The sequence below is a fragment of the Burkholderia sp. RF4-BP95 genome (assembly GCF_001521985.1).
Taxonomy (GTDB): domain Bacteria; phylum Pseudomonadota; class Gammaproteobacteria; order Burkholderiales; family Burkholderiaceae; genus Burkholderia; species Burkholderia diffusa.
On the sequence record NZ_LOSX01000073.1, the window covers coordinates 101517 to 126689 of the forward strand.

The 25173-nt window shown below is 67.3% G+C and carries 23 protein-coding genes and 1 pseudogene; 10 read left to right on the forward strand and 14 right to left on the reverse strand.

The window, feature by feature from the left end:
• Positions 1-16: 16 nt before the first annotated feature.
• Together WS46_RS24840 and WS46_RS24845 are read right to left on the reverse strand one after the other, a co-directional pair.
• Positions 17-319: a 2Fe-2S iron-sulfur cluster-binding protein gene (locus WS46_RS24840; protein WP_059527056.1), complete on the reverse strand. Its 303-nt coding sequence runs from the start codon at positions 317-319 to the stop codon at positions 17-19.
• 99 nt (positions 320-418) lie between these two features.
• Positions 419-2308 carry a sigma-54-dependent Fis family transcriptional regulator gene (locus WS46_RS24845; RefSeq protein WP_059692074.1) on the reverse strand — a complete coding sequence of 630 codons (1890 nt, stop codon included), beginning with the start codon at positions 2306-2308 and terminating at the stop codon, positions 419-421.
• Positions 2309-2687: 379 nt separating this feature from the next.
• Here WS46_RS24845 and WS46_RS24850 point away from each other — a divergent pair, with 379 nt between their 5' ends.
• On the forward strand, positions 2688-2879 hold the full coding sequence (locus tag WS46_RS24850) for a DUF2964 family protein (protein ID WP_059527249.1): 192 nt from the start codon (positions 2688-2690) through the stop codon (positions 2877-2879).
• Between the two features lie 243 nt (positions 2880-3122).
• Positions 3123-3410 (forward strand): DUF1488 domain-containing protein, encoded by a 288-nt coding sequence (locus tag WS46_RS24855; RefSeq protein ID WP_014898618.1) that lies wholly within the window; start codon positions 3123-3125, stop codon positions 3408-3410.
• A 161-nt stretch (positions 3411-3571) separates the two neighbouring features.
• Here the strand turns inward: WS46_RS24855 and WS46_RS24860 are convergent, their stop codons facing one another.
• Genes WS46_RS24860 through WS46_RS24870 form a run of 3 tightly spaced genes read right to left on the reverse strand, consistent with a single transcriptional unit; the run spans position 3572 to position 5312 of the window.
• Positions 3572-4438 (reverse strand): MBL fold metallo-hydrolase, encoded by an 867-nt coding sequence (locus tag WS46_RS24860; RefSeq protein ID WP_059692075.1) that lies wholly within the window; start codon positions 4436-4438, stop codon positions 3572-3574.
• Between the two features lie 3 nt (positions 4439-4441).
• Positions 4442-4768, reverse strand: a complete 327-nt coding sequence (locus WS46_RS24865; protein WP_059692076.1) for a hypothetical protein — start codon at positions 4766-4768, stop codon at positions 4442-4444.
• A 13-nt stretch (positions 4769-4781) separates the two neighbouring features.
• Positions 4782-5312, reverse strand: a complete 531-nt coding sequence (locus tag WS46_RS24870) for a hypothetical protein (RefSeq protein WP_059692077.1) — start codon at positions 5310-5312, stop codon at positions 4782-4784.
• A gap of 207 nt (positions 5313-5519) precedes the next feature.
• Between WS46_RS24870 and WS46_RS24875 the strand changes: the two are divergent.
• Positions 5520-6371 (forward strand): annotated as a pseudogene (locus WS46_RS24875) (LysR substrate-binding domain-containing protein).
• A 108-nt stretch (positions 6372-6479) separates the two neighbouring features.
• On the opposite strand, the gene WS46_RS24880 reads toward WS46_RS24875, so the two are convergent.
• Positions 6480-7781: an NCS2 family permease gene (locus WS46_RS24880; protein WP_059527038.1), complete on the reverse strand. Its 1302-nt coding sequence runs from the start codon at positions 7779-7781 to the stop codon at positions 6480-6482.
• Positions 7782-8536: 755 nt separating this feature from the next.
• Between WS46_RS24880 and WS46_RS24885 the strand changes: the two genes are divergently transcribed.
• Positions 8537-8815 (forward strand): hypothetical protein, encoded by a 279-nt coding sequence (locus WS46_RS24885; protein WP_006480752.1) that lies wholly within the window; start codon positions 8537-8539, stop codon positions 8813-8815.
• A gap of 172 nt (positions 8816-8987) precedes the next feature.
• Here WS46_RS24885 and WS46_RS24890 read toward each other — a convergent pair whose 3' ends face one another.
• From WS46_RS24890 to WS46_RS24910, 5 genes are all read right to left on the reverse strand, one after another.
• The gene (locus WS46_RS24890; protein WP_059527245.1) at positions 8988-9362 is read right to left on the reverse strand and encodes a DUF2917 domain-containing protein; all 375 of its coding nucleotides are present in this window, start codon (positions 9360-9362) and stop codon (positions 8988-8990) included.
• Positions 9363-9613: 251 nt separating this feature from the next.
• Positions 9614-9901 (reverse strand): hypothetical protein, encoded by a 288-nt coding sequence (locus WS46_RS24895; RefSeq protein ID WP_059692078.1) that lies wholly within the window; start codon positions 9899-9901, stop codon positions 9614-9616.
• Between the two features lie 89 nt (positions 9902-9990).
• On the reverse strand, positions 9991-10896 hold the full coding sequence (locus WS46_RS24900; protein WP_059692079.1) for a metal-dependent hydrolase: 906 nt from the start codon (positions 10894-10896) through the stop codon (positions 9991-9993).
• Positions 10897-10930: 34 nt separating this feature from the next.
• Complete coding sequence (locus WS46_RS24905; RefSeq protein ID WP_059692080.1) at positions 10931-12718, reverse strand: SDR family oxidoreductase; 1788 nt, start codon at positions 12716-12718, stop codon at positions 10931-10933.
• Positions 12719-12762: 44 nt separating this feature from the next.
• Positions 12763-13659 (reverse strand): M24 family metallopeptidase, encoded by an 897-nt coding sequence (locus WS46_RS24910; protein ID WP_059692081.1) that lies wholly within the window; start codon positions 13657-13659, stop codon positions 12763-12765.
• Positions 13660-14090: 431 nt separating this feature from the next.
• Here WS46_RS24910 and WS46_RS24915 point away from each other — a divergent pair, with 431 nt between their 5' ends.
• The 3 genes from WS46_RS24915 to WS46_RS24925 all read left to right on the forward strand — a co-directional run bounded on the left by WS46_RS24915 (position 14091) and on the right by WS46_RS24925 (position 16755).
• Complete coding sequence (locus tag WS46_RS24915) at positions 14091-15368, forward strand: haloacid dehalogenase-like hydrolase (protein ID WP_059527026.1); 1278 nt, start codon at positions 14091-14093, stop codon at positions 15366-15368.
• 356 nt (positions 15369-15724) lie between these two features.
• Positions 15725-16516 (forward strand): hypothetical protein, encoded by a 792-nt coding sequence (locus WS46_RS24920; RefSeq protein WP_156443181.1) that lies wholly within the window; start codon positions 15725-15727, stop codon positions 16514-16516.
• An 8-nt stretch (positions 16517-16524) separates the two neighbouring features.
• Positions 16525-16755: a hypothetical protein gene (locus WS46_RS24925; RefSeq protein WP_059692083.1), complete on the forward strand. Its 231-nt coding sequence runs from the start codon at positions 16525-16527 to the stop codon at positions 16753-16755.
• 110 nt (positions 16756-16865) lie between these two features.
• Here WS46_RS24925 and WS46_RS24930 read toward each other — a convergent pair whose 3' ends face one another.
• The 3 genes from WS46_RS24930 to WS46_RS24940 form a co-directional block, all read right to left on the reverse strand.
• Positions 16866-17639 (reverse strand): slipin family protein, encoded by a 774-nt coding sequence (locus WS46_RS24930; protein ID WP_059692084.1) that lies wholly within the window; start codon positions 17637-17639, stop codon positions 16866-16868.
• The gene (locus WS46_RS24935; RefSeq protein WP_059692085.1) at positions 17636-19198 is read right to left on the reverse strand and encodes a nodulation protein NfeD; all 1563 of its coding nucleotides are present in this window, start codon (positions 19196-19198) and stop codon (positions 17636-17638) included. The genes WS46_RS24930 and WS46_RS24935 overlap by 4 nt, the downstream gene beginning before the upstream one ends.
• Positions 19199-19320: 122 nt before the next feature.
• A complete protein-coding gene (locus tag WS46_RS24940; RefSeq protein ID WP_059692086.1) occupies positions 19321-20355 on the reverse strand; it encodes an AraC family transcriptional regulator in 1035 nt (344 codons plus the stop codon).
• A 137-nt stretch (positions 20356-20492) separates the two neighbouring features.
• On the opposite strand from WS46_RS24940, the gene WS46_RS24945 reads away from it, so the two are divergent.
• From WS46_RS24945 to WS46_RS24955, 3 genes are all read left to right on the forward strand, one after another.
• Entirely contained in the window at positions 20493-21626 is a 1134-nt protein-coding gene (locus tag WS46_RS24945) for an acyl-CoA dehydrogenase family protein (protein WP_059692192.1), read from the forward strand.
• Positions 21627-21823: 197 nt separating this feature from the next.
• The gene (locus WS46_RS24950; RefSeq protein WP_059692087.1) at positions 21824-23530 is read left to right on the forward strand and encodes an AMP-binding protein; all 1707 of its coding nucleotides are present in this window, start codon (positions 21824-21826) and stop codon (positions 23528-23530) included.
• A gap of 109 nt (positions 23531-23639) precedes the next feature.
• A complete protein-coding gene (locus tag WS46_RS24955; RefSeq protein ID WP_059692088.1) occupies positions 23640-25169 on the forward strand; it encodes a CoA-acylating methylmalonate-semialdehyde dehydrogenase in 1530 nt (509 codons plus the stop codon).
• The last annotated feature ends 4 nt before the right edge of the window (positions 25170-25173 follow it).

Here is a 25173-nt window from a genome sequence, read left to right on the forward strand (position 1 = left end):
CGGCCGCGCGCCGCGTTCAGTCGATCATCACCGCGTCGGGCACGTCGAGCACGACATCCGAGGTCGCGACGGCCACGCACGGCAGCGTATAGCCGTCGGCCTTTTCCTCGCGGCTCAGGCCCGGCCATTCGATCGTATAGCGTACGCTGCCGCTGACGATCCTGCACAGGCAGCTTCGGCACGTGCCGTTGCGGCACGAGCGCGGCAGCCTGACGTGCGCGAACGCGGCAGCCTCGAGGAGCGTCAGCGAATCGGGGGCGTCGAACGTCGCGCCGAGCGGCTCGATGCGTACGAGAGGCGGGTGGTCGGGATCGGTCATGGGGCGAAGCGGGCGGCGGCGCGGCGGTAACACAAGGCAAGCGCCAAGCATACCCGAAGGCGGTGCGGCCGGCGCCCGTCGGGCAGCCGGCCCGGGACGTCAGTGTCGGCGCAGGTAGCGGTACACGGTATTGCGCGCGAGCCCGAGTTCCCGCGCGGCGGCCGATACGTTGCCGCCGTGCCGCGCGAGCACCGCGTCGATCACCGCAGCCTGGTGGCTCTGCAGGGTCGTTGCTTCGCGCGTGTCGGACGGCGCGGCCTCCGCCACGGGCGCGTCGTCGCAGTCGAGCCAGAAATCGTCGGGCAGGTGCGCGAGCGTGATTTCGGCTTCGTCTTCGGCGAGCATGCCGGCCGTGCGCAGCACGTTGGTCATTTGCCGCAGGTTGCCGGGCCAGCGGTGCCGCATGAACGCGTCGAGCACGTCGGTCGCGAGGCGGTTCGGCATCGGCTCGCTGCGACCGAGCCGCGCGAGGATCCGCTGGACCAGTGCCGGCAGGTCGGTGCGCGCGGCGAGCGGCGGCAGCGTGACGGCAAGGCCGTTGATCCGGTAGAACAGGTCTTCGCGGAACGTGCCTTCGGCGATCATCGCACGCAGGTCGCGGTGGGTCGCGCAGACCACGCGCACGTCGACCGGCACCGCGCGTGCGCCGCCAAGCGGCATCACCGCGCGCTCCTGCAGCACGCGCATCAGCCTGACCTGCTGCGCGAGCGGCATGTCGCCGATTTCGTCGAGAAACAGCGTGCCGCCGTCGGCCTGCGCGATCTTGCCGGGGCTGCCGCGCTTGCGCGCACCGGTGAAGGCGCCGTCCTCGTAGCCGAACAGTTCGGCCTCGATCAGCGAATCCGGCAGCGCCGCGCAGTTGACCGCGACGAACGGGCCGTCCGCGCGCGGCGATGCCTGGTGCAGCGCACGCGCGAGCCATTCCTTGCCGGTGCCGGTCTGGCCGAGGATCAGCAACGGCAGGTCGCGCCCACGAATCTTCGCGACGCGTTCGAGCACGGCGGCCATCCGCGCATCGCCGGTGTCGAGCGTCGCGAACGTGATCGCATCCGGGTCCGGCGCCCGTGTGCGCGCGGCCGGCGCGGGTGGCGTGACGGCGACGGCCGTCTTGTGCGCTTCCGCGAATTCGCAGCGCGCGAGCACGCGCACGCCGGTCGACAGCGTGAGGCGGAACGGTGCGCCGGGTGCGCGGGCCGCCTGCTGCGCGAGCTGTCCGAAGTGCATGCCGAACAGCGCATCGCAGCCTTGATGCTGCAACGCATCGAAGGTCGCGCCGAGCTGGAATTGCGCGCTGCGGTTCGCGGCGATCAGCCCGCCGTCGGGGCCGAACGCGACGAGCCCGGCGAACAGCGAGTCGACGCAATCCTCGTGGGCGTGGAAGCGCAGCCGCAGTGCTTCCGCGCACTGGTTCGCGAACAGATGGTTCTCGATCAACTGCGCGGACATCCGCACGAGCGCGAGCGTATGGGGGCTGAAGCCGCGCGGGTCGCCGCTCACGTCGAGCGTGCCGAGCGTGCGGCCGAACGGATCGATGATCGGCGCGCACGAGCAGGTGAGGATATGGTTCGCGCGCAGGAAGTGTTCGGCACCGTGCACGGCGACCGCCTGGCCCGATGCGAGCGCGGTGCCGATCGCGTTGGTGCCGCGCGCGCCTTCGGCCCACGACACCCCGGTGCACAGCGCGACGCGGTTTGCTTTTTCGATGAAGTCCGCGTCGCCGATGCTGTGCAGGATCACGCCGTCGGCGTCGGTGAGCAGCACGAGGCTTTGCGTGTCGGCGATCTGCGCGTGGAGGTTCTCCATCACCGGGCGCGCGTGCGCGAACAATGCGTGGTTCGTGTCGAGCAGTTCGCGCAGCGCGAGCCGCGACAGCGGCGAGAAATCGGGGCGCTCGTTTGCGCGCAGGCCGACCGCGGTCGAACGGGCATGCGCCTGCGCGAGCAGGTCGTTGCGGCCCGCGGTGGCGGGCAGCACGAAAGGTTGAGGCATGTCTTGTCTCCTGTCGACCAGAGTTAGCGCTTTAGCGCTTACTCTGGTCCCATGCTTCGCGGTCGGTCCCAGTTAGCGCTTCAGCGCTTACTGGGGCCCCATGCTTCGCGGTCGGCCCCAGTTAGCGCTTTAGCGCTTACTCTGGTCCCATGCTTCGCGGTCGACCCCAGCTCACGCTCTGCACCGCACCATCCGCCACCCGGGCCGCCGCCATCGATATCGCCTCATCATACAAGCGCCGCGCGCGTTGTGCGACTGCGTACAAAACCCCCTTGCTTTTAAGCGTCCGCCTGCAATGATGAAAGTGGAGCACGCACGCGCCGTGTTCCGCATCGCAACATGCATGCGACGTGACATGCATCCGTTCGGGAGACCCATCATGGTTCGGACGGAACTGAGAGTCGTGTTGGCGGCCATCGCCACTTTCATCATGCTGGGCGGCATCGCCGTCGCGATCCACGGTCTGCTGTTCGACCTGAGCGATGCGGTGCAATACGGGGCCGCCGCGATCGCGGTAGGTGCCACGACCGCCGCAATCGCACTGAACATCTGGCCCACCGATCCCCACTGACGCCGCTCGGCAAAACGGTGCCGGATGTCGCGCTGGTCTGATGAAAAAGCGCGTCGGAACGACGCACATCGTAAATTTTGCCTCCTGCGCGAAACCGTCTACAGTGGAATGCAACCGGCACGCATTGTCCGCGCCATACCCCCGTGGATGCTGCCTCTGCCGGCGAGCCCGCGTAAATTTTCGTCCGGCCGGTAGCGGACGACGGACGCGGTCATTTGCTTTCTACCGGACAAGGCGGCTCCCATGCAGATCCATTTCACGAATGAGAAGCCCGAATATTCGGGGCGCGACCTGATGCTTGGTTTCACGGCGCTGGTCAATGGCGAGCGCGTCCAATGTCAGATCACCGCCGAGGCGCTGGAGGATCATTTCGGTGCGGCATCGCCGCGCTTCGAGGACATGGTCGGTGCGTACGATCAGCACCGCGAGCGTATCGAGGCGGCCGCACGGCGGTTGCTGTCCGAGACGCGCGCGCAATGCGTGACGCTGCGCAGCGGCTACGTGCGCTTCTACGAGGCGAACTGGCGCTGAACCGGACGACCGGGCAGCGACGGAGCGGGCGTCGGATACCGGCGCCCGTGTCATATCGACGCATGCTCGTCCGATAGCGCGCCCGCGCGGGGCGGTGCCCGGCACGATTCGAACGTCGCGCCAGCGCGCTGGCGTGCGTGCGTTCCCGCGTTCCGTTTCGCTCAATCCGCGCCGCTCAGCACGTACGCGTCGCCGGTTGCGCCGTTCGCGCGCGCGATGCGTGCGAAGCCCGTGTCGGCGAGGTGCATGCCCGCAATCAGCAAGTTATCCGAAGCGACTTCGGCGAGCGTGGCCGCGCGCGTCGACGATGCCTGCGACGGATCGTGATCGAACGCGATCGACACGTCGGGGCGAGCAACCTGAATCGGCGCGAAATGCACGAGATCGCCCCAGATCAGCAGGCGCTCGCCATGCGATTCGATGCGATAGCCGGTGTGGCCGGGCGTGTGCCCCGGCAGCGGCACTGCGACGATGCCGGGCAGCACGTCGCCTGCCGCCTCGATGGTGCGTAGCTGCGCGCGATACGCGTCGAACGTGCGCCGCGCGATCCGGAAATTGCCGCGTGCGCGCTCGCTTGCCCGCTCATACATGCCGTCGTCCAGCCAGAACGCACGTTCCCGTTCGTGAATGAACACCTCCGCTTGCGGAAAGGCCGGCCGTCCGTCCGTGTCGAGCAGGCCGCCGATGTGGTCCGGATGGGCGTGCGTCAGCAGGACCGTGTCGATGTCGCGTGCATCGATGCCGGCTCGCGACAGCGACGGACGCAGCAGGCCGCCCCAGTTCCGGATGCCGCCGGCGCCGGTATCGACGAGCACGGTGCGCCCGTGCCCGCGTATGACGTAGCAGTTGATGTTGACGTCGGACGGCGCGTGTATGCCGGCCCTGTGCATGATGCCGGCCGCGTCGTCGACGTCGATGTTCGACAGCAGGTCGAGGCTGGCCGTCAGCGTGCCGTCGCTGATCGCGGTCACCGTGAAATCGCCGACCTGGCGACGCGGGAAAGATGGGCGGGGAACCGAGGCGCTCATGGGTCAATGTCGGGCGTGAAGGTGGGTGGCGTCATAGCCGAAGCAGCGGATCCGTGCGACGAATCCGGTGTGGCGAAGAATCTCGCGATCCAGTTCCGTCATGAACCGGGTCATCAGTTCAGTGGTGCGAAATGATGTGATGCGAAAGCGGATCTCCGCGCTGACCGGATGTCCGCAGCCGTGCCGGACCGGCACATATACGACATGGACCGTGCCGGGTGCGGCGCTCAACACGTCGGTGCAAATCCTCTCGCACGCCGACGACAATGCGTCGAGCGCCGCGCTGGTCGGCATGCTCGCTTCGGGGATCGAAATCGTGACGTTGGGCATGGTCGGGCTCCGGTCAGCGTGAGGTTGTCGACGCCGGCGCGCTGACGAGTGGGTCACCCATCGGCGCATAGAGCCGGATCGCGGCATCGGACGCGAGTCGAGCCTGATCGTGCGCGAGTACGGCCAGCCAGCGCGCCGCCGGCCGGCGATCCAGCGCGACTGCATGCATGGCCGTGGCGGCGATACCTGCTCGCGCGAACGGGGCGAGGTCGTCGCAAACGGCCAGCCATTGATGGCCGGAGACGGCGGGCGCGGGTGCCGCGCAGTCGTATACGTTGCGACGCCACTCGACGATATGCGGCTGCCAGCGCGCGAAATTGCCGCCGCCCTTGTCGCGATACTCGGCCGACGTCAGCACGTCCGGGCCGTCGATCGTATGCAGCGCGAGGTAGACGGGGCCGTCGCCGCCGAGCGCGCGAAAGCGTTGCGACGTGCGAAAGCCGGATACGGAAATCAGCGCCGGCAGTTTGATCCGGCTGTAGAAGTCGTTCCACTCGGCTTCGACGGCGGGCTCGGCGATGCTGCATTCAACGGCATAGATCATGACTTCTCCACGGGGGGGGGGGCGAGCGGCCTTCGGAATCGAACGGCTGGCTCGACGGGTTGAGTTTTTGTCATGATAATGAGCGGCACGACGGGCGAAAAACGATGATTCGTCACCGTTCAATGACATTTGATCAAGCCATGACCGATGGCGGTCGGACCGGGAGCAATCGTGACGCGACGCAGGATTCCGAGCAATTCGGCATTGATGGCATTCGAGGCCGCGGCGCGGCATGGAAGTTTCGCGCGCGCCGCCGACGAACTGGCGTTGACGGAAGGCGCGATCAGCCGGCAGATCGGCCGGCTGGAGGCGTTCCTGGGCGTCGCGCTGTTCGAGCGGGTCGGCAACCGCGTGCGGTTGGCGCCGAACGGCGTGCGCTACGCGGCGCAGGTTCGCGAAGTGCTGGACCGGCTCGAGCGCGACAGCCAGTACATGATGGGGCAGCCCGGTGACGGCGGCAGCGTCGATATCGCCGTGACGCCGACGTTCGCGACGCGTTGGCTGATTCCGCGGCTCAAGGGATTCCAGACGCAGCATCCGAACATCACGGTGCACTTCGCCGACCGTGCGGAGCCGTTCGTGCTGGCCGGCAGCGGTTTCGATGCGGCGATTCACTTCGAGCACCCGGCCTGGGCCGGCATGCACACGTACCGGCTGTGCGAGGAGGTGCTGGTGCCGGTCTGCCATCCGTCGCTGCTCGCGGGCGGGCAGCCGAACATGTTGCTGGGCACGCTGCCGCGCCTGCACAAGCGCCAGACGCCCGATGCGTGGTCGGCGTAAGTGCAGGAGACGGGGTTGCCGGTGAGCAATCCGGCCGCCGGCGCACGCTACGACCTTTACTCGATGCTGATCGCGGCGGCGCTGGCCGGGCTCGGCGTCGCGCTGGTGCCGCGTCTCTATGTCGACGCCGAGATCGCGCAAGGGTTGCTCGCCGCGCCGTGGCCCGATGGGCGGGGCGTGGTCAAGCGCTTCTGTCTCGTGTTGCCCGATGCGCTGGAACTGGGCGAAGGGCCGGTGCAGACCTTCGCGCGCTGGGTGCTTCGGCAGGCGGAAGCTTGACCGGCGCTCACTCGCTCCACGCGCGTAGCCGAATCGAGAACACAACAAAAACGCCACCCGAAGGTGGCGTTTTCGTTTCATCGTGCAGCGCACGGGGGCGCGCGTGCGTCACTCGCTGCCGAGATAGAAGAAGCGGAACAGGAACACGGCCGCGATGATCCACACGATCGGCTTGACCGTGCGGGCCTGGCCCGTCAGCAGCTTCAGGCCGCCGTACGCGATGAAGCCGAACGCGACGCCGTTCGCGATCGAGTAAGTGAACGGCATCAGCAGCGCGGTCAGCGCGGCCGGCACGGCTTCGGTCGCGTCGTCCCACGGCACGTCGACCATCTCGCGCAGCATCAGGCACGACACGTACAGCAGTGCCGGTGCCGTGGCGTAGGCCGGCACGACGCCGGCGAGCGGCGCGATGAACAGGCACGCGAGGAACAGCACGGCGACGGTGATCGCCGTCACGCCCGTGCGGCCGCCGGCCTGCACGCCCGACGCGCTTTCGATATACGCGGTGGTCGACGACGTGCCGAGCACCGAGCCCGCGACGATCGCGGTGCTGTCGGCGAGCAGCGCCTTGTTCAGGCGGTTCATCTTGCCTTCGACGAGCAGCCCCGCGCGGTTCGCGACGCCCATCAGCGTGCCGGTCGCGTCGAACAGTTCGACGAGGAAGAACACGAGGATCACGTTGATGATGCCGGTCGACAGCGCGGCGCCGATGTCGAGCTTGAACAGCGTCGCGTCGATCGACGGCGGCGCGGAGAACACGCCGTGGAACTGGTTGTCGCCGAAGAAGAACGACAGGATCGTGACGCCGATGATGCCGATCAGGATCGCGCCGCGCACGCGCAGGTGGTCGAGCGTGACGATGGTGAAGAAGCCGATGATCGCGAGGATCGTGTCGTGCTTGTGCAGGTCGCCGAGCGTGACGAGCGTGGCCGGGCTGCCGACGATCACGCCCGAGGTTTTCAGCGAGATGATGCCGAGGAACAGGCCGATGCCGGCGGTGATCGAGATGCGCAGCGATTTCGGAATGCCGTTGACGATCGCCTCGCGCACGCGGAACAGCGTGACGAGCAGGAACAGGCAGCCGGAGATGAACACGGCGCCGAGCGCGGCCTGCCACGTGAAGCCCATCCCCTTGACGACCGTGTACGCGAAATACGCGTTCAGGCCCATGCCGGGCGCGCAGGCGATCGGGTAGTTCGCGTACAGCCCCATGATGATCGACGCCAGCGCCGCGACGAGGCAGGTCGCGACGAACACGGATTCCTTGGGCATGCCGGCATCGCCGAGGATCGCGGGGTTGACGAAGATGATGTAGGCCATCGTCAGGAACGTGGTGACGCCCGCGAGTATTTCGGTGCGGAAGTCGGTGCCGGCTTCGTCGAAGCCGAAATACCGCTTGATGGATTCCATGAAGGCGTTTCTCCGGTCGGGTTGTCGTGTTGCTTGTTGTTTATGCCGAATTGTTGTAAGGCAGCGGCGAGGCCGGCCTACTGTAACCAGCCACTATTGCGACGCTATCGGCGGATTGTAATAGCGCGGATAGCTCGGACGATATAGTTGCGGGGCACGATCGGCAGCGTTCGCGCGAACGGTGGGACAGGCCGGCCGCGCGACGAAGGCGCGCATTTTACCGGTTCGGACCAGGCGGGCAGGTAGAAACGATGGAAACGATTCGATGGCGGGCGGGCCGTGTCGGCCGATGCGGGCGCAACGGCATGATCGACGTGCGGTGCATGGCCGCCACGTGACGGTATGCGACCGCAACGGCACGCCCGCACGAGGGGCGAACACAGGACGGACGCAGTGCGCGCGCACATGACCGACGCGGGTGCGCGGCGGCGCGCAGCGGTCATTCGTCAGTCCAGGCGGTTGCAGATATCGGGGTATCCTGCGCCGAAGCCGTCGCGTCCGCAACTGTCATTTCGCGGCGCGGGCCGGACTGTGGTTTCTGTGTAAAAGATTGCAAGACGTCATCGCGTTAACCGGCAAGTCTTTCTAGGATAGATACACCGCGCACACACGTCGCGCCAGTTGTTGCCGACGCGGGGGAGTCGCAGTCCGTGCAGGCCAGGCGGTGAAGCGCGGTGACGGTCGTTGCGCATTCGGGCAGGCGCGACCGGTTGCGATTGCCCGATGCGGGTTTGTCCGTCATCACGGAGGTCAGCATGTTGAACTGGATCAGCCGTTGGGCGATGCGGCACGCCCCCACGCCGGAAAAAACCGCTGCGTCGATGCTCGTGACGGCGCGCATGGAACTGTTCGCAGCCGAACAGCGCGTCATCGATGCGAAATTACAGGCGGATTACTGGCGTACGCGGGTGTCATTTCTCGAGGAGGTGCAAAAGCAAGGCATCGACCCGTGGGTGACCTCGCAGGCGGCGCAACGCCCCGACCTCGATTCCACGCCTCGCAGCACGGGCCCGCGTCTCGCCGCCAGCACCTGATGCACGTGATGCATGTCAGGGTTGCGCACGGCGCGCGATCGCTCGCGGCACGCACGTGCGTGCCGCGTCATTCGATGCGCACCTGCGACGCGTCGCGTCGCGGGTGCGTCCGTTTCCGGATGCGCTGATTCAGTGCGTCCCGGCATCCCGTCGCGCGCGTGAGCGCGCATCGTCAATCCCGTATTCGCCATCGTCCGACGAGCAAACGTTGCATGCGCGCGAGCGTGCGTCTCAGCCGTTCGCCGCGCTTCACGTACGCCGTCGTGATCGACGCCTCGGCCGGCCGGTCGTCATCGGTGCCGAGCCAGATGCGATCGCCGCGCGCGATGCGCAGCACGTCGCCGGGTTGTACCCAGTAGTCGTCGACGCTCGGCGGCCGCGTGATCCACAGCGGCGCGCCGTGCGCGCGGATTTCCGCATCGCTCGGCGCGCGCCAGGTCAGCGTCGTGCGCGGCGCGACCGCGAAACGGATCACGACGGTCGGTAACGCGATCGCGCCGACGCGGCGCGAATCGGGACGGTCGAACAACGGGCTTGCCTGGTCCATCGTCTTCTCCATTCGTTGAGCCGGACGGATGACGCGCACCAGAACAAAAAGGCCTCATCCGTTTCCGGTGAGGCCTTGTGTGACATGCGGTACTGCTCGGATGCTAACGCACAAGCGCCTCCCGTGATCCATTCTTTCGAATGTTCAGCGGGCAATGATTCGCGATGGCGATGAGCTTGAACGTAGGCATGCGAACGAGTTTGTCGATGTCGTACAGCGTTGTCAACGACTATTTTCGAGATATGTGACGATCACGCGTCGCGCTGGGCGAGGCCGTTGACGAGCAGTTCGGACAGCAGGCCCGTCATCCCGTTCGGATGCGTGGCGGCGCGTGCCTTCAGCTGTTCGACGAGGTCGGCGTTGAGCTTGCACGCGAACGGCACGAGGCCTTGTTCCTGGTCGAGCTTGCGCTGCGCGCGGCGGTCGAGCTTCGCCGCGTCCTCGGCGCCCTTGCCGAAGCGGGCGGAGCTGGACTGCTTCATCGCCTGCGTCAGCTTGAGCGCCTTGTTCTTTTCTAGATCGGTTTTCTTCATGGCCATCGCGGCACCTCCGGGAAATGAAGCCGCGATTGTACGCATTTCGGCCGGCGCCCCCGCCGAAACCGTCGCGAACCCGCTTGCGGGCCCGGTCACGCGCCCTTCGTCGTGCCCCAGTTGCCGCCGTGCGCGGCCGCCTGCGCGGCCGGCGAGCGCGCCAGATACGCGAGCGCCTGCTCGGTCGAGCCTTCGTGGTGCGGCGTATAGCCCGGCCTGAAATAGCGCAGCGCCGCGCCGATCACCTTCCAGAACGACGGCAGGTGCCCGCGCCGCGAACCCTTCCACCACGACAGCACGAAACCCGGATAACGGCCGGCGGCGGGATCTCGCCGGTACATGAATTTCGCGCCGCTCGTGATGAAGTAGAGAAGCAGCACGATCACGAACGCCATGTGCACGCAACGCTCCGGATAGTTGCCGCCCATGTGGTTGTAGATATCGAACGCGACGGTCCGGTGTTCGACTTCCTCCGCGCCGTGCCAGCGCAGCAGGTCGACCATCGTCGGGTCGGCGCGGCCTTCGTCGAGCCCGTGCGCGTTGAGCACCCAGTTGCCGAGATAGCCGAAGAAATGTTCGAGCGACGCGATCACCGCGAGCTGCTGACGCAGCCAGAAGCGCGTGTGACCGATCTTCAGCCCGAACGGCGCTTCGCCCAGCACGCGCGTGAACAGCCAGTTCAGTTTCTGCGTGAACGGCTTCGTGTCGATCCCGTGCCGGTCGTAGTAATGCTTGAGCACGCCGCCGTGCGAGCGCGAATGCACGGCTTCCTGGCGCAGGAAGCCTTCGGCTTCGTCGCGCAGGCGCGCATCGGTGATGTTCGGCAGCGCCTTGTTGTATACGCGGCAGAACCACAGTTCGCCTTCCGGGAACAGCAGGTTCAGCGTGTTGATGATGTGCGTGCTGCCCGGGTCGTTCGGCACCCACGTGATCGGCGTGTCGCTGAAGTCGAACTTCACGTGCCGGGCCTTGATCTTGTGATAGTCGGCGGTAGCGGTCATCTGTGTCTCCGTTCCTGTGCGGCGCGCCGCGCCGTCAATGCGATGCCATGCTGACGCGGGCGAGCATCCGGCCGAGCCACGGCATGAAGCGGCCGACGAAGCGCAGCGCGTGCGCCTCGGTGCCCACGGCCACGACCGGCCGGTTGCGCAGCACGCCGTCGACCATCGCCTGCGCGACGGTTTCCGGCTTCAGGCCGCGCATCTGGTACAGCTTCGTCGCGCGTTTGCGCAGCCGCGCCTCGTCCCGTGCGTTGGCGCCCGCGTATTGCGTCGACGCCATGATTCCGGTTTCCGCGAAGCCGGGGCAGACGGCCGTCACGCCGATGCCTTTTTCCGCGAGTTCCGCGCGCATGCATTCGTTGAGCATCAGCACGGCGGCCTTCGTCGTCGCGTACGCGGGCAGGTCGCGCGACGGCCCGAACGCGGCGGCCGACGCGGTGTTGACGATGTGGCCGCCCGTGCCGCGTGCGGCCATCTGCTGCGCGAACAGCCGCGAGCCGTGGATCACGCCCCACAGGTTCACGTGCAGGATGCGCTCCCAGTGCCGTTCGCTCGTGTCGAGAATGCCGCCGGCCATGCCGATGCCCGCGTTGTTGATCACGACATCGGCGCCGCCGAGTTCGCTGCCGACCCATGCCGCGAGCGCTTCCATCTCGTCGGCGGAGCCGACGTCCACGCGTTTCGCATGCGCCTGCGCGCCGGTCAGCCCGAGCAGCAGCGCGGTGCGCTCGGCGCTCGCGAGATCGATGTCGCACGCGACGACGGTCGCGCCTTCGCGGGCGAATGCAAGCGCCGCGCAGCGGCCGATGCCGCTGCCCGCGCCGGTGACGACCGCGACCTTGCCGCTGAAGCGGCCGCTGGTCGCGCGGCGGCGTGCGTTCGCGAGCGCGGGCGGCTCGTCGCCCGATTCGACGGCGTCGATCAACTGTTCGGCGAGACCCGCGAAGCGCGCGGGATCGGCGAGCGGCAGCCAGTGGCCGGCCGCGACTTCGCGGCGGTAATACTGCGGCACCCAGCGCGACAGGTTCTCGGACAGCGCCGGGCTCACGTATTTGTCGCCGAGCGGCACGATTGTCTGCACCGGCGCGTGCGCGTAGCGCTCGCGCGGCGCGAACAGGCAGCGGATGAAGTTCGCGCGATAGAGGCGCACGCCGCGCGCGCCGTCGTCGGCCTGCGTCGCGCGCGGCGTGGCGGGGGTCTTCTCGACCCGGCGCAGCAGGCCCGGCCATGCGCGGCCGAGCCACAGCCGCCAGCCGAGCTCGGGGATGAACGGCAGATGGAACAGATACACGTACCACGAGCGCACGAGCTGCCCGCCGAGCCTGGCCAACGACGCGGGCGTCGGATGCAGCACGCGTTCGCGCAGCCAGAAGCCGACGTGGTCGAGGCATGGCCCCGAGCACGACGTATACGACGCGATGCGGCCGGCGAGCCGCGGATCCGTGACGAACTCCCAGCCCTGGATCGAGCCCCAGTCGTGCGCGATCAGGTGCACCGCGCGGCCGGGGCAGAGCGCGTCGATCACCGCGATGAAGTCGTCGGTCAGCTTCGCGAGGTGGTAATCGGCCGTGCGCTTCGGCGCGCCGGACAGGCCCGCGCCGCGCACGTCGTAGGCGATCACGTAGTGCTTGCGCGCGAGCAGAGGCGCGACGTGCTGCCAGACGCTGCTGTCGTCGGGGTAGCCGTGCACGAGCACGACCGGCGAGCGGGCCGGGTCGCCCCAGGTCCTGACCGCGAGCGTCAGGTCGCCGGAGGCGACGGCCGTCTCGCTGTGAACCGATTCGAACAGGGCCAGCGGCGCTTCATCGGAAAGAGGCTGCATCGTGTGTCCGTCGTTCAGGGATTCGGTGGAAGGCGGCGTTCGTGTCAGGCGGCCGCCGGCACGCTCGCGACGGCCTGCGCGCGTTCGGCCTGGCGGCGCTGCCAGCGGCGCACGTGCGGCAGGTCGTCGTCGAGCCAGTACGCGTCGTCGTCGGTGATCACCAGCAGTTCCTCGAATTTCGCGCCGACGCCGGCGAAGCCGAGATGCGGCTCCACGGCCCACAGGCCCGGCACCGGCGCGTGTTCGGAGCGGCGGTCGATCGACCACAGCGGCGACCAGCCCTGCTGCTTCGCCGCGCGGCCCTGATCGAGCAGCAGGTTGCGCGTCGCGTTCAGCCCGAAGCGTGCGACGAAGCGCGGTGTCGACAGCTTGTGGATCTTCGCGACGCGATGCGCGAGCACCTTGAACGGATAGGCCTTGTGGCGCGGCTCGACGCCCTGGCGGCGACACAGCGCGTCGACCGCCTGCGCGACCTCGGCCATCGGGCGGCGCTCCTTCACGAGCCGCACGATCATGTCGCGATGGTCCATCAGGTCGTCCTGCAACTGTTCGAGGATCGGGTTCTGGCCGAGACAGTGCGCGTAGCCGACGTCCGCGACGATCCCGTCGAGCACGGGCGCAACGTCGAGGATCACGGGCATGTCGGTCTCGAGCTGGCGGTTGCTCGGGAAGAACGCGAGGTTGAAGCCGCCCATGTGCTTCAGGCCGGAGAAGCCTTGGAACGCCGTGCGGTCGCCGAACCACGCGAACGGCTTGTGCAGCCAGTCGTGCACGCCGTTGTCCTGCAGCCATTCGGTCAGCAGGCGCGCGGCTTCCTTCTCGGTGATGCCGGGGTAGAGCATCGCGCCGACGGTCTCGACGCAGCGATAGGCAAGCTGCTGGACCGCGCGGAATTGCGGCAGCTCGTCGAGATGGACTTCCGGCAGCGGATGATCGGGCATGTTGCGTCTCCATGTGTCGGCCTGCGTTCGGCGACGCGGGCGAATTATTCAGTCAGCATTTAATGTGTCATTGACCGATGTAAAGATCATAGCCGGTTCGACGTGGCGCGGAGGTGAGGGCTTCTCCTAATGAAGGCCGAAATGGAGGGGACGCTCTAGGTTTTCGGCGGTCGGGGCCGGATGGCCGTCGCCGTGCACGTGGCCGGTGCGGGAGGGCCGGCCGGAGCGCGCGCGGTGGCGGCGCCGGCCCGGCATGTCGCACCGGATCAATTCCCCGTCGTGTCGTGGCGAGACGCTGTCAAATTGCCGAAATAATTTCGTCACATCATTCGCCCCCGATTCGAAGCCTTTCCGGCTTCGCGGAGCGGGTGTGCCGCGCGTTGCGCGGGGCAGCGATCCAAGCCGATTCGACCATTCCACGGAGAGAGACCATGCAACGCCGCAAGTTCATGAACACCCTTGCCGCTGCGACCGCTGCGACGCCGCTGATGCTCAAGGCCGGCATGGCCGGCGCGAAGAGCGCGACCGCGCCGGACGCGCTGGACCCGGGCCGCTGGTCGCCGTTCAACGCCGCGCGCCTGCAGGCGGTGCTCGACCGGCACGGCGTCGCGAGCGCGCGCTACGACGGAAAGCGCCGCCCGTACGCGGTGTTCGACTGGGACAACACGTGCATCATGAACGACTGCGAAGAGGCGTTGCTGATGTACCAGATCAACCATCTGCAGTACAAGCTGACGCCGGACGAGTTCGTCGGCGTGATGTGGAAGGACGTGCCGAAGGGCGCGTTCATGAAGGACTACACGACCGTCGACGGCAAGCCGGTGACGATGGAGGATCTCGCCGCCGACGTCGAGTCCGACTACCGTTGGCTTCATGCGAACTACAAGGGCCTCGGCGGCGACAAGAGCCTCGACGAGATTCGCGAGACCGACCAGTTCAAGGATTTTCGCGCGAAGCTGTACTTCATGTACGACGCGATCTGCGACACGCATCCGCTCGAAGTCGGCTACAAGTGGATCATCTACTTCTACAAGAACATGACGACCGCCGAGCTGCAGGCGATGGCGGAAGCGTCGAACAACTACGGTATCGGCGACGCGCTGCGCAAGGTCCGCTACGAAAGCCCGAAGACGCTGCCGGGCAAGGCCGGCGTGGTGGCCGACACGCATTTCCACGGCATCCGCATTCACGAGGAAATCCGCGCGGTGATGCACACGCTGCGTGCGAATGGCATCGACGTGTACGTGAGCACCGCGTCGCTCGACGATGTCGTGCGCGTATTCGCCGGCAATCCGAACTATGGCTACGGCGTGCCGCCCGAGAATGTGATCGGCCTGCGGCTCGACATGCAGGACGGCAAGTACACGAGCACCTATCCGGCCGGCTGGCATTTCAACTGGGGGCCCGGCAAGACGGTGGGCATCCGCAACGTGCTCGCGTCGAAGAAGGGCTACGGCCCGCTGCTGGTGTTCGGCGACAGCGACGGCGACGCGTGGATGCTGCGCGACTTCAAGGACACCGCGGCCGGCGTGATCGTCAACCGGATGAAGAAGGGCGAGATCGGCGCGGACAGCAAGCTCGCGGCCGAACAGATCGGCAATCCGGACGCGCGTTTCCTGCTGCAGGGCCGCGACGAGCACACGGGCCTGATGATCCCGGACGAGAAGTCGATCAAGTACGGCAAGACGGATCGCAAGCTGCTGGCTTGACGCGTGGCGGGTGGGGGCCGGACTGAATTTCCGGCCGCCATCCGCTGCCGGTTGAAGCACGCAAGTTTTGTTCGTCAGACATACCCCCCAAAAAATACCTCCGGACATAAGGTGCTGGCCACGGTAGGTCAGCCCTTGCCGCGATCGCACAGTGCCGCCGTGACACTTTCCAAGCTTGTGTGCGCGTCGCTGTGAATTCGCAGAACTTCCTTGCGCTCCGTCGTACGTTTCGTTGATTCCGTCGCCGATACAGGCGAAGTGCGGCGAGATGGCGCATGCCTGCGTGATGGACGGATGCACTACGATGCGTCCATTCAGCGAGCAATGACGATGCAAGTGCATGAACTCGAGTGTCGTTGAGCGCTTATCCCGATGGAGTCCATATGCCCTTTGATTTTGCGGTGGGCGTCGGCAGGCGTTGCACACTGTATTCGCGAAGTGAATATCGCTCGCGTTTCCCTTCCGGCACACCGGGGGAAAAGGCGGGAAAGGAGCTTGTGGGGGCGGCCGGCGTGGGAGACCTGGCACGCGATACCGCGCAACTTGCGCGCCTGCGCGATTTTCTTGAGGACTGCCGCGTCGGGCACTACGCGCAGAGCATTGAGCCGCAACAACTTTTGCCGGCATTGCAGCGCGCCATGAGCGGCGGTGACGTCATTGCGATTGTTGAGCAGCTACGCTCATCCGGGGTAAGCAGTCGAGGAACCGATCAGCCGCCGCGCCCGCGATCGATCACATTCTCGCCGTCTCAGCTATTCAAGCGCGCGGCCGGCGCAGCGACCAGTTTGGACACGTCGAATCGCGCGGTACGCAAGCTTTCCGTCAACGATGGAATCGCGATATGGTTTGCGAAACCGGGCGACATGCTGCCCGATGGCACCATAGCCACGGCGCTGGGTAGCGCGCAGCCGTTTGAATACGTTCCCGATGATCTGACCGGTGACGTGATGGAGATGGCAGGTGCGGATCGCGGCAGAATGTACGCTTGCGACGTGATCTCGGCGGAGTGCAAAGGCTCCGTATTGCGCGTGTTTCCGAGCCAGTATCTGAACGCGACACTCAACGATATTCAGAGCGACGCGCGCGGCGGAGTCAAGGATGCCCGCAAAGCCCTCAAACTCCTGAACGACAACCGATTCAAAAAGTAGGATCTAACATGACTCACCCGATATTTGACTTGCTGACGAAGCTGGACGTTGCGCGTGTTTCTTACGCGCTCAGTCGTCACCGGTCGGACTCCGTCCTCGTTTCCGTAACGGTCGTTGGGCAACGTATCGAGATTGACGTGTTCGAAGACGGGCACATGGAAGTTTCCCGATTCGTTGGCAACGAAGACATTGAGGGCGGGGCGGAGTTGATCGATTCGATCTTGGCATCGGCTGCATAGCCGGCATGGCCATACACTGACGCTCATCCGCATGGCGGGTAGCGGGTTCGCGTTTCGGGATGTCGACAGATTGCGCGTGAACGCTTCTCGATGCCGGCAACCGCTGACCCTCACCGCTCGCGCGGCGGCCCCAACCGATCCAGCAACGCGCTCAGCAGATCCACCGGCAGCGGAAACACGATCGTCGAATTCTTGTCCGCCGCGATCGTCGTCAGCGTCTGCAGGTAGCGCAACTGCATCGCCTGCGGCTGCTGCGCAAGCCGCTGCGCCGCCTGCAGCAGCTTCTCCGACGCCTGCAATTCGCCTTCCGCGTGAATCACCTTCGCGCGCCGTTCGCGTTCGGCCTCGGCCTGTCGCGCGATCGCCCGGATCATCGTTTCGTTCAGGTCCACGTGCTTGATCTCGACCGTCGACACCTTGATTCCCCACGCATCGGTCTGCGCATCGAGCGTCTTCTGGATGTCGGCATTCAACTGCTCGCGCTCGGCGAGCAACGCGTCGAGTTCGTGCTTGCCGAGCACCGCGCGCAGCGTCGTCTGCGCGAGCTGGCTCGTCGCCTCGAAGAAGCGCGCGACCTGGATCACGGCCTTCTCCGGATCGACGACGCGGAAATACACGACCGCATTGACCTTCACCGACACGTTGTCGCGCGTGATCACGTCCTGCGCGGGCACGTCGAACACGACGGTGCGCAGGTCGATCCGCACGACCTGCTGGACGATCGGGATGATCAGCACGAGCCCCGGCCCCTTCACCTTCCAGAACCGGCCGAGCATGAACACGACGCCGCGTTCGTACTCGCGGAAGATGCGGATCGACGATGCGACCAGCACCACGGCGAAGACGATCAGGACGCCGCTGAAGCCGAACGTGTAGCCCATCATGACGGTGCTCCCTGGTGTTGTTGTTCGTGTGCCGGCACGTCGTAGAGCGGCGCGACGGTGAGCGTCAGCCCGTGGCGGCCGGTGACGCGCACGCGGCAGCCGGCGGCCAGCGGCGTGCTGCTCGCGACGCGCCAGCGCTCGCCGTGCACGCGCGCCCAGCCCGCCGCCGACGGGGCGGGGCCGGCCGCGTCCTGCGGCTGGTCGGCGCGCAGGCCGTCGTCGAGCACTTCGCCGATGCTGCCGACCATCGCCTCGGCGCCCGTCACGACCGGCCGCCGCCGCGCGCGCAGCGCGACGCTCGACACGCCGGCGACGAGCAGCCCGCCGCCGACCGCGAGGCCCGCGATCACCTGCCACGGAATGCCGTAGCCGGGCACGTCGGTATCGATCAGCATCAATGCGCCGATCGTGAACGACACGATTCCGCCGAACCCGAGCACGCCGAAGGTCGGCAGGAACGCCTCGGCGACGAGGCAGCCGAGACCGAGCAGCACGAGCCCGAGCCCCGCATAGCTGATCGGCAGCAATTGCATCGCGAACAGCCCGATCAGCAGGCAGATGGTGCCGGCGACGCCCGGCAGCACGAAGCCGGGATTCGCGAATTCGAAGAACAGACCGTAGATGCCGATCGTCAGCAGGATCAGCGCGACGTTCGGATCGGCGATGATCGACAGGAAGCGGCTGCGCCAGTCGGGCGCGAGCACGACGAGCGGCGCATGCGCGGTCGCGACGCGCACCGTGCCGGCGGTCGTCGTCACGGTGCGGCCGTCGAGCTGGCGCGCGAGGTCGGCCGGATCCTGCGCGATCAGGTCGACGACATGCTGCGCGCGCGCCTCGGTCGCCGACAGGCTCAAGGCCTCGCGCACCGCGCGCTCGGCCCATCCGGCATTGCGTCCGCGCAACTGCGCGAGGCCGCGGATGTACGCGGCGGCGTCCTGGGTCGCCTTGCGGATCTCGGTCGACTGCGTATCGTTCGGCAACTCGGCTGGCGTCGCGGATGCGCCCGATGCGCCGGCCGCACCCGATGCCCCGGCCGGCGACGGTCGGGGCGCGCCCGGCGTCCCTGGCGCACCCGGCGCGCCACCGCCGATGCCGAACTGCACCGGCGACGCCGCGCCGAGATTGGTGCCGGGCGCCATCGCGGCGACGTGGCTCGCGTAGACGATATAGGTGCCCGCGCTCGCGGCCCGTGCGCCGCCCGGCGCGACGAACGCGGCGACCGGCACCGGCGAGCCGAGGATCGCCTTGATGATCTGCCGCATCGACGTGTCGAGGCCGCCCGGCGTATCGAGTTGCAGGATCGCGAGCGGCGCGTGCTCGCGCGCCGCACGGTCGAGCGAGCGGACGATGAAGTCGGCGCTGGCCGGCCCGATCGCGCCGTTGACCGGAATCACGAACACCGGCGGCGCGGCGGCGGGAGGCGGGGCGGCAACGGCCGCGCACACGACGAGCAGCGCCGCGAACAGCGCGGCGCGCGCGACCCGCGCGGACAGCGGGTGACGGGGGCGGGCGCCGGGCGATGCAGGTGCCGGCGACGGCCCATGACGGTGAATGCGCATCGGGGCGTCCGGGCGGCGCGCGGCCGCACGCCGTCCGGCTCGCGGAAAGGGGCGTTGGCCCGATATTTGAAGATTAGGCGGTTTCGGCGGAAAGCGCGAAGGCGACGCGGCAGGCCGCGGAATCAGCCGGCGCCGCCGCCGCGCGCGAGCGCTTCTTCCCGATATTCGGCCGGGCTGCGCCCGCTCCATTTGCGAAACGCACGGTAGAACGCGCTCGGTTCCGCGAAACCGGTGGCCGCCGCGACGTCGGCGATGGTCCGCGACGGATCGGCCAGCGCCTCGAACGCGAGGTCGCGCCGCAGCGTGTCCTTGATCGCCTGGTACGCGTGGCCTTCCTGGTGCAGCTTGCGGCGCAGCGTCGCCTCGGCGACGTGCAGCCGCGCGGCCATCCCGTCCGCGCCGGGCCACGCGGCGGGCGGCATGCCGCGCAGCACGGTGCGCACGCGTTGCGCGAGCGCGTTCGGGTTGCGGTACTTGACGATGAAGCTGGCCGGCGCGTTGCGCAAAAACGTTTTCAGCGTCCTGGCGTTCTGCACGACCGGCAGCGTCGCGAATTCGGGATCGAAATCGACATACGAATCGGGCTGGTTGAACCGCATGTCGTCGCACAGCATCGACGGATATTCGTGGTCGGCCGGCGGCGTGTCGCAGCGGAAGCTCGCGTGCAGCAGCGGGATGCGCCGCCCGATCAGCCAGCAGGTCAGCCCGTACACGATGATGAAATAGGTCGCGTACGTGAACATCGCGGGCGTCGCGGTGCTGTTGCGGTGCACGAAACGCAGCCGCACGCGCTGCGGGTTGGCGTCGAGCTCCGCGTGCAGGTCGTCGAGCACGCAGTGCATGAAATTCACCGCGCGCGCCATCGCGTGCAGCCCGTCCTGCGCGGACAGCGCCGCCTGGCTCATCGCGATGAAGCTGCCGCTGCGCATCGGATGGCGATCCTGCCCGAAAAACTCGTCGTCGAGCGCGCGCGCAATGGCGTTCCACAGCGCGCCGTATTGCTGCGCGGACACCCGCGCACGCGGCTGCGCGAGCAGCGCCGGCGCGATGCCGGCCTGCGCGAGCAGCGGCTCGGCCGCGACGCCGCGCCGGGTGGCGAGCGCGACGCTGTAGGCGACGAGGCTGATCGCGACGGTTCCCTTGTCTTCCTGCTTCATCGAAGCCGCCGGTATGGCAAAAACGCTCAGTGTAAATGAGCGGCGCGAGCATCGAACAGTCGCGCGCGCTTGCCTACACTTGTTGCATCGAAACGAAAGGTCGGTCGCGGCACGCGGCCGCGGGAGACAGCAGCGCCATGGACGAGCTTTACACCGAAGACCAGCGGATGATCCGCGACGCCGCGCGCGCTTTTGCCACCGAGGTGCTGGCGCCGAACGCCGCGCAGTGGGACCACGACGCGCACCTGCCCGACGCCGTCGTCGCGCAGCTCGGCGAACTCGGCCTGCTCGGGATGATCGTGCCGCAGGAGCTGGGCGGCGCGTATTCGGATTACGTCGCCTACGCGCTGGCGATGGAGGAAATCGCCGCCGGCGACGCCGCATGCGCGACGATGATGAGCGTGCACAACTCGGTCGGCTGCGGGCCGATCCTCGGCTTCGGCACGCCCGCGCAGAAGGACCGCTGGCTGGCCGAGATGGCGGCGGGCCGCATCATCGGCGCGTTCTGCCTGACCGAGCCGCAGGCCGGCTCCGAGGCGCACAACCTGCGCACGCGGGCGGAACTGCGCGACGGCAAGTGGGTGCTGAACGGCGCGAAGCAGTTCGTCACCAACGGCCAGCGTGCCGGGGTCGCGATCGTTTTTGCCATGACCGACCCGGAAGCCGGCAAGCGCGGCATTTCCGCGTTCCTGGTGCCGACCGACACGCCGGGCTTCATCGTCGGCAAGCCAGAAAAGAAGATGGGCATCCGCGCATCCGACACCTGCCCGATCACGTTCGAGAACTGCGCGATTCCGGAAGAAAACCTGCTCGGCAATCGCGGCGAAGGATTGAAGATCGCGCTGTCGAACCTGGAAGGCGGGCGCATCGGGATTGCCGCGCAGGCGCTCGGCATCGCGCGCGCCGCGTTCGACAAGGCGCGCCGCTATGCGGGCGAGCGCGTGCAGTTCGGCAAGCCGATTGCCGAGCATCAGGCGATCCAGCAAAAGCTCGCCGACATGGCCACGCAGATCAACGCGGCGCGCCTGCTCGTGCATCACGCGGCGAAGCTGCGCACGGCCGGGCTGCCGTGCCTGTCCGAAGCATCGCAGGCGAAGCTGTTCGCGTCCGAGATGGCCGAGCGCGTGTGTTCGGATGCGATCCAGATTCACGGCGGTTACGGCTATCTCGCCGATTACGAAGTCGAGCGTCACTATCGCGACGCGCGCATCACGCAGATCTACGAGGGCACCAGCGAAGTGCAGCGGATGGTGATCGCGCGACAGCTTTGAGTCCTGAATCGCGACGCGCGCGCCATCGGCAATCACACAAACCAATAAGGCAGGCAAACAGGCAGGGCACGAGGGCAGCGCGGCAAACGCGGCACGCAACGACGTGACCGTGCGCCGCGCGACACGGAACCGTGCATGCGCCGCGGCGCGTGCACGGTTGACCGCTGGGCATGGAGACTCGAGACGGAGACGACACGATGACGGTACAGGCATTCCTGGACGCACGCGACTTTCTGCTGCGCCATCGCACCGACTACGAAACCGCGTACCGCGATTTCGAATGGCCGGTGCTCGATGCGTTCAACTGGGCGCTCGACTACTTCGACCCGATGGCGCGCGGCAACGACAAGCCCGCGCTGTGGATCGTCGACGCGGCAACCGGCACGGGCGACCCGTATTCGTTCGCGCAGATGTCCGAGCGCTCGTCGCGGATCGCGAACTGGCTGCGCGGCATCGGCGTCGTGCGCGGCGACCGGATCCTGCTGATGCTGCCGAACCGTGTCGAGCTGTGGGACGCGATGCTCGCCGCGATGAAGCTCGGCGCGATCGTGCTGCCCGCGACCACGCAGCTGTCGGCCGACGACGTGCGCGATCGCGTGCAGATCGGCGGCGCGAAATACGCGATCGTCGACGAGAGCGAAACCGCGAAATTCGAACAGGCCGATCTCGGCCTCGCGCAGAAAATCGTCGCCGGCGCGCCGCGCGCGGGCTGGCTCGCGATGAACGACGGCTACGCGGCGAGCGCCGCATTCGAGCCGGACGCCGTCACGCACGCGAACGATCCGATGCTGCTGTACTTCACGTCGGGCACGACGTCGAAACCGAAGCTCGTCGAGCATACGCATCGCACCTATCCGGTCGGGCACCTGTCGACGATGTACTGGGTCGGCCTGCAGCCGGGCGACATTCACTGGAACATCAGCTCGCCGGGCTGGGCGAAGCATGCGTGGAGCTGCTTCTTCGCGCCGTGGAACGCGCAGGCGTGCGTGTTCGCGTTCAACTACGCGCGCTTCGAGCCGAAGGTCGTGCTCGACGCGCTCGTCAAATACCAGGTGACCACGCTATGCGCGCCGCCGACCGTGTGGCGCATGCTCGTGCAGCAGCCGCTCGCGTCGTTCGACGTGAAGCTGCGCGAGATCGTCGGCGCGGGCGAGCCGCTGAATCCCGAGATCATCGAGCGCGTGAAGAAGGCGTGGGGCATCACGATTCGCGACGGCTACGGCCAGACCGAGACGACCTGCCTGATCGGCAACACGCCGGGCCAGCCGGTCGTCGCCGGTTCGATGGGCCGCCCGCTGCCCGGCTACCGGATCGCGCTGCTCGACCCGGACGGCGCGCCCGTCGGCGAAGGCGAGGTCGCGCTGCCGATCGGTGCGGGAGTGATGCGTCCGGTCGGGCTGATGACGGGCTACGCGAACAATCCCGACGCGACGGCCCACGCGATGCGCGATGGCCATTACCGCACGTCGGACATCGCGATGCGCGGCGACGACGGCTACTACGTCTACATCGGCCGCGCGGACGACGTGTTCAAGTCGTCCGACTACCGGCTGAGCCCGTTCGAACTGGAAAGCGTGCTGATCGAGCATCCGGCGATCGCGGAAGCGGCCGTCGTGCCGAGCCCCGACCCGGTACGGCTGTCGGTGCCGAAAACCTTCATCACGCTGCGCCAGGGCTACGAGGAAAGCCCCGCGCTGGCGCTGGAGATTTTCCGCTTCTCGCGCGAGAAGCTCGCGCCGTACAAGCGCATCCGCCGCCTGCAGTTCGCGGAGCTGCCGAAGACCATCTCCGGGAAGATCCGCCGCGTCGAGCTGCGCCGCCGCGAGATCGAGCGCGGCGACGATGCGGCCACGCGGATGCCCGGCGAATACTGGGAAGAAGATTTCGCCGCGGAACTGAAATGACCTGTCGCGGGCCATGCGCGCCGCATGTCGCGGCCGTCGCCCGCAACACCGATTGAACCGGCCGCGCGTGGCATGACGCTACACGGCCCACTGCAAGGAGAGTGCATCGATGAACGCGAATCCGACGCCCCGCACGGGGCAAGACGTGCCGACGGTCAAGCTGCTGATCGACGGCGCCTTCGTCGAGTCCACCACGAGCGAGTGGCGCGACATCGTCAATCCGGCGACGCAGCAGGTCCTCGCGCGCGTGCCGTTCGCGACCGTCGCGGAAGTCGACGCGGCCGTGCAGGCCGCGCACGCCGCGTATGCGACGTGGAAGAACACGCCGATTTCCGCGCGCATGCGCATCATGCTGAAGTTCCAGGATCTCGTGCGCGCGAACCTGCAGCGCATCGCGAAGACGCTGACGGCCGAGCAGGGCAAGACGCTGCCCGACGCCGAAGGCGACATCTTCCGCGGCCTCGAAGTGGTCGAGCACGCGTGCTCGGTCGGCACGCTGCAGCTCGGCGAGTTCGCGGAGAACGTCGCGGGCGGCGTCGACACCTACACGCTGCGCCAGCCGCTCGGCGTGTGCGCGGGCATCACGCCGTTCAACTTCCCCGCGATGATTCCGCTGTGGATGTTCCCGATGGCGATCGTGTGCGGCAACACGTTCGTGCTGAAGCCGTCGGAGCAGGATCCGATGTCGACGATGGAACTCGTCGAACTCGCGATCGAGGCCGGCGTGCCGAAGGGCGTGCTGAACGTCGTGCACGGCGGCAAGGAAGTGGTCGACGCGATCTGCACGCATCCGCTCGTGAAGGCGATCTCGTTCGTCGGCTCGACGGCCGTCGGCACGCACGTGTACAACCTCGGCAGCCAGCACGGCAAGCGCGTGCAGTCGATGATGGGCGCGAAGAACCACGCGATCCTGCTGCCCGACGCGAACCGCGAGCAGGCGATCAATGCACTGGTCGGCGCGGGCTTCGGCGCGGCCGGCCAGCGCTGCATGGCGACCTCCGTCGCCGTGCTCGTCGGCAACGCGCGCGACTGGCTGCCGGACATCGTCGCGAAGGCGAAGCTGCTGAAGGTCAACGCGGGCTCGGAAGCGGGCACCGACGTCGGGCCGGTGGTGTCGCGCGGCGCGAAGGCGCGCATCCTGTCGCTGATCGACACGGGCATCAAGGAAGGCGCGAAGCTCGAACTCGACGGCCGCGACGTGAAGGTCGCCGGCTTCGAGGAAGGCAACTTCATCGGGCCGACGATCTTCTCCGGCGTGAAGACCGACATGACGGTCTACACGCATGAAATCTTCGGGCCGGTGCTGGTCGTGATGGAAGTCGACACGCTCGACGAAGCGATCGCGCTCGTCAACGCGAACCCGATGGGCAACGGCGTGGGCATCTTCACGCAGAGCGGCGCGGCCGCGCGCAAGTTCCAGAGCGAGATCGACGTCGGCCAGGTCGGCATCAACATTCCGATTCCGGTGCCCGTGCCGTTCTTCAGCTTCACCGGTTCGCGCGGCTCGAAGCTCGGCGATCTCGGCCCGTACGGCAAGCAGGTCGTGCAGTTCTACACGCAGACGAAGACGGTCACCGCGCGCTGGTTCGACGACGACACGACGGCCGGCCCCGTGAACACGACGATCCGGTTGCATTGAGCCG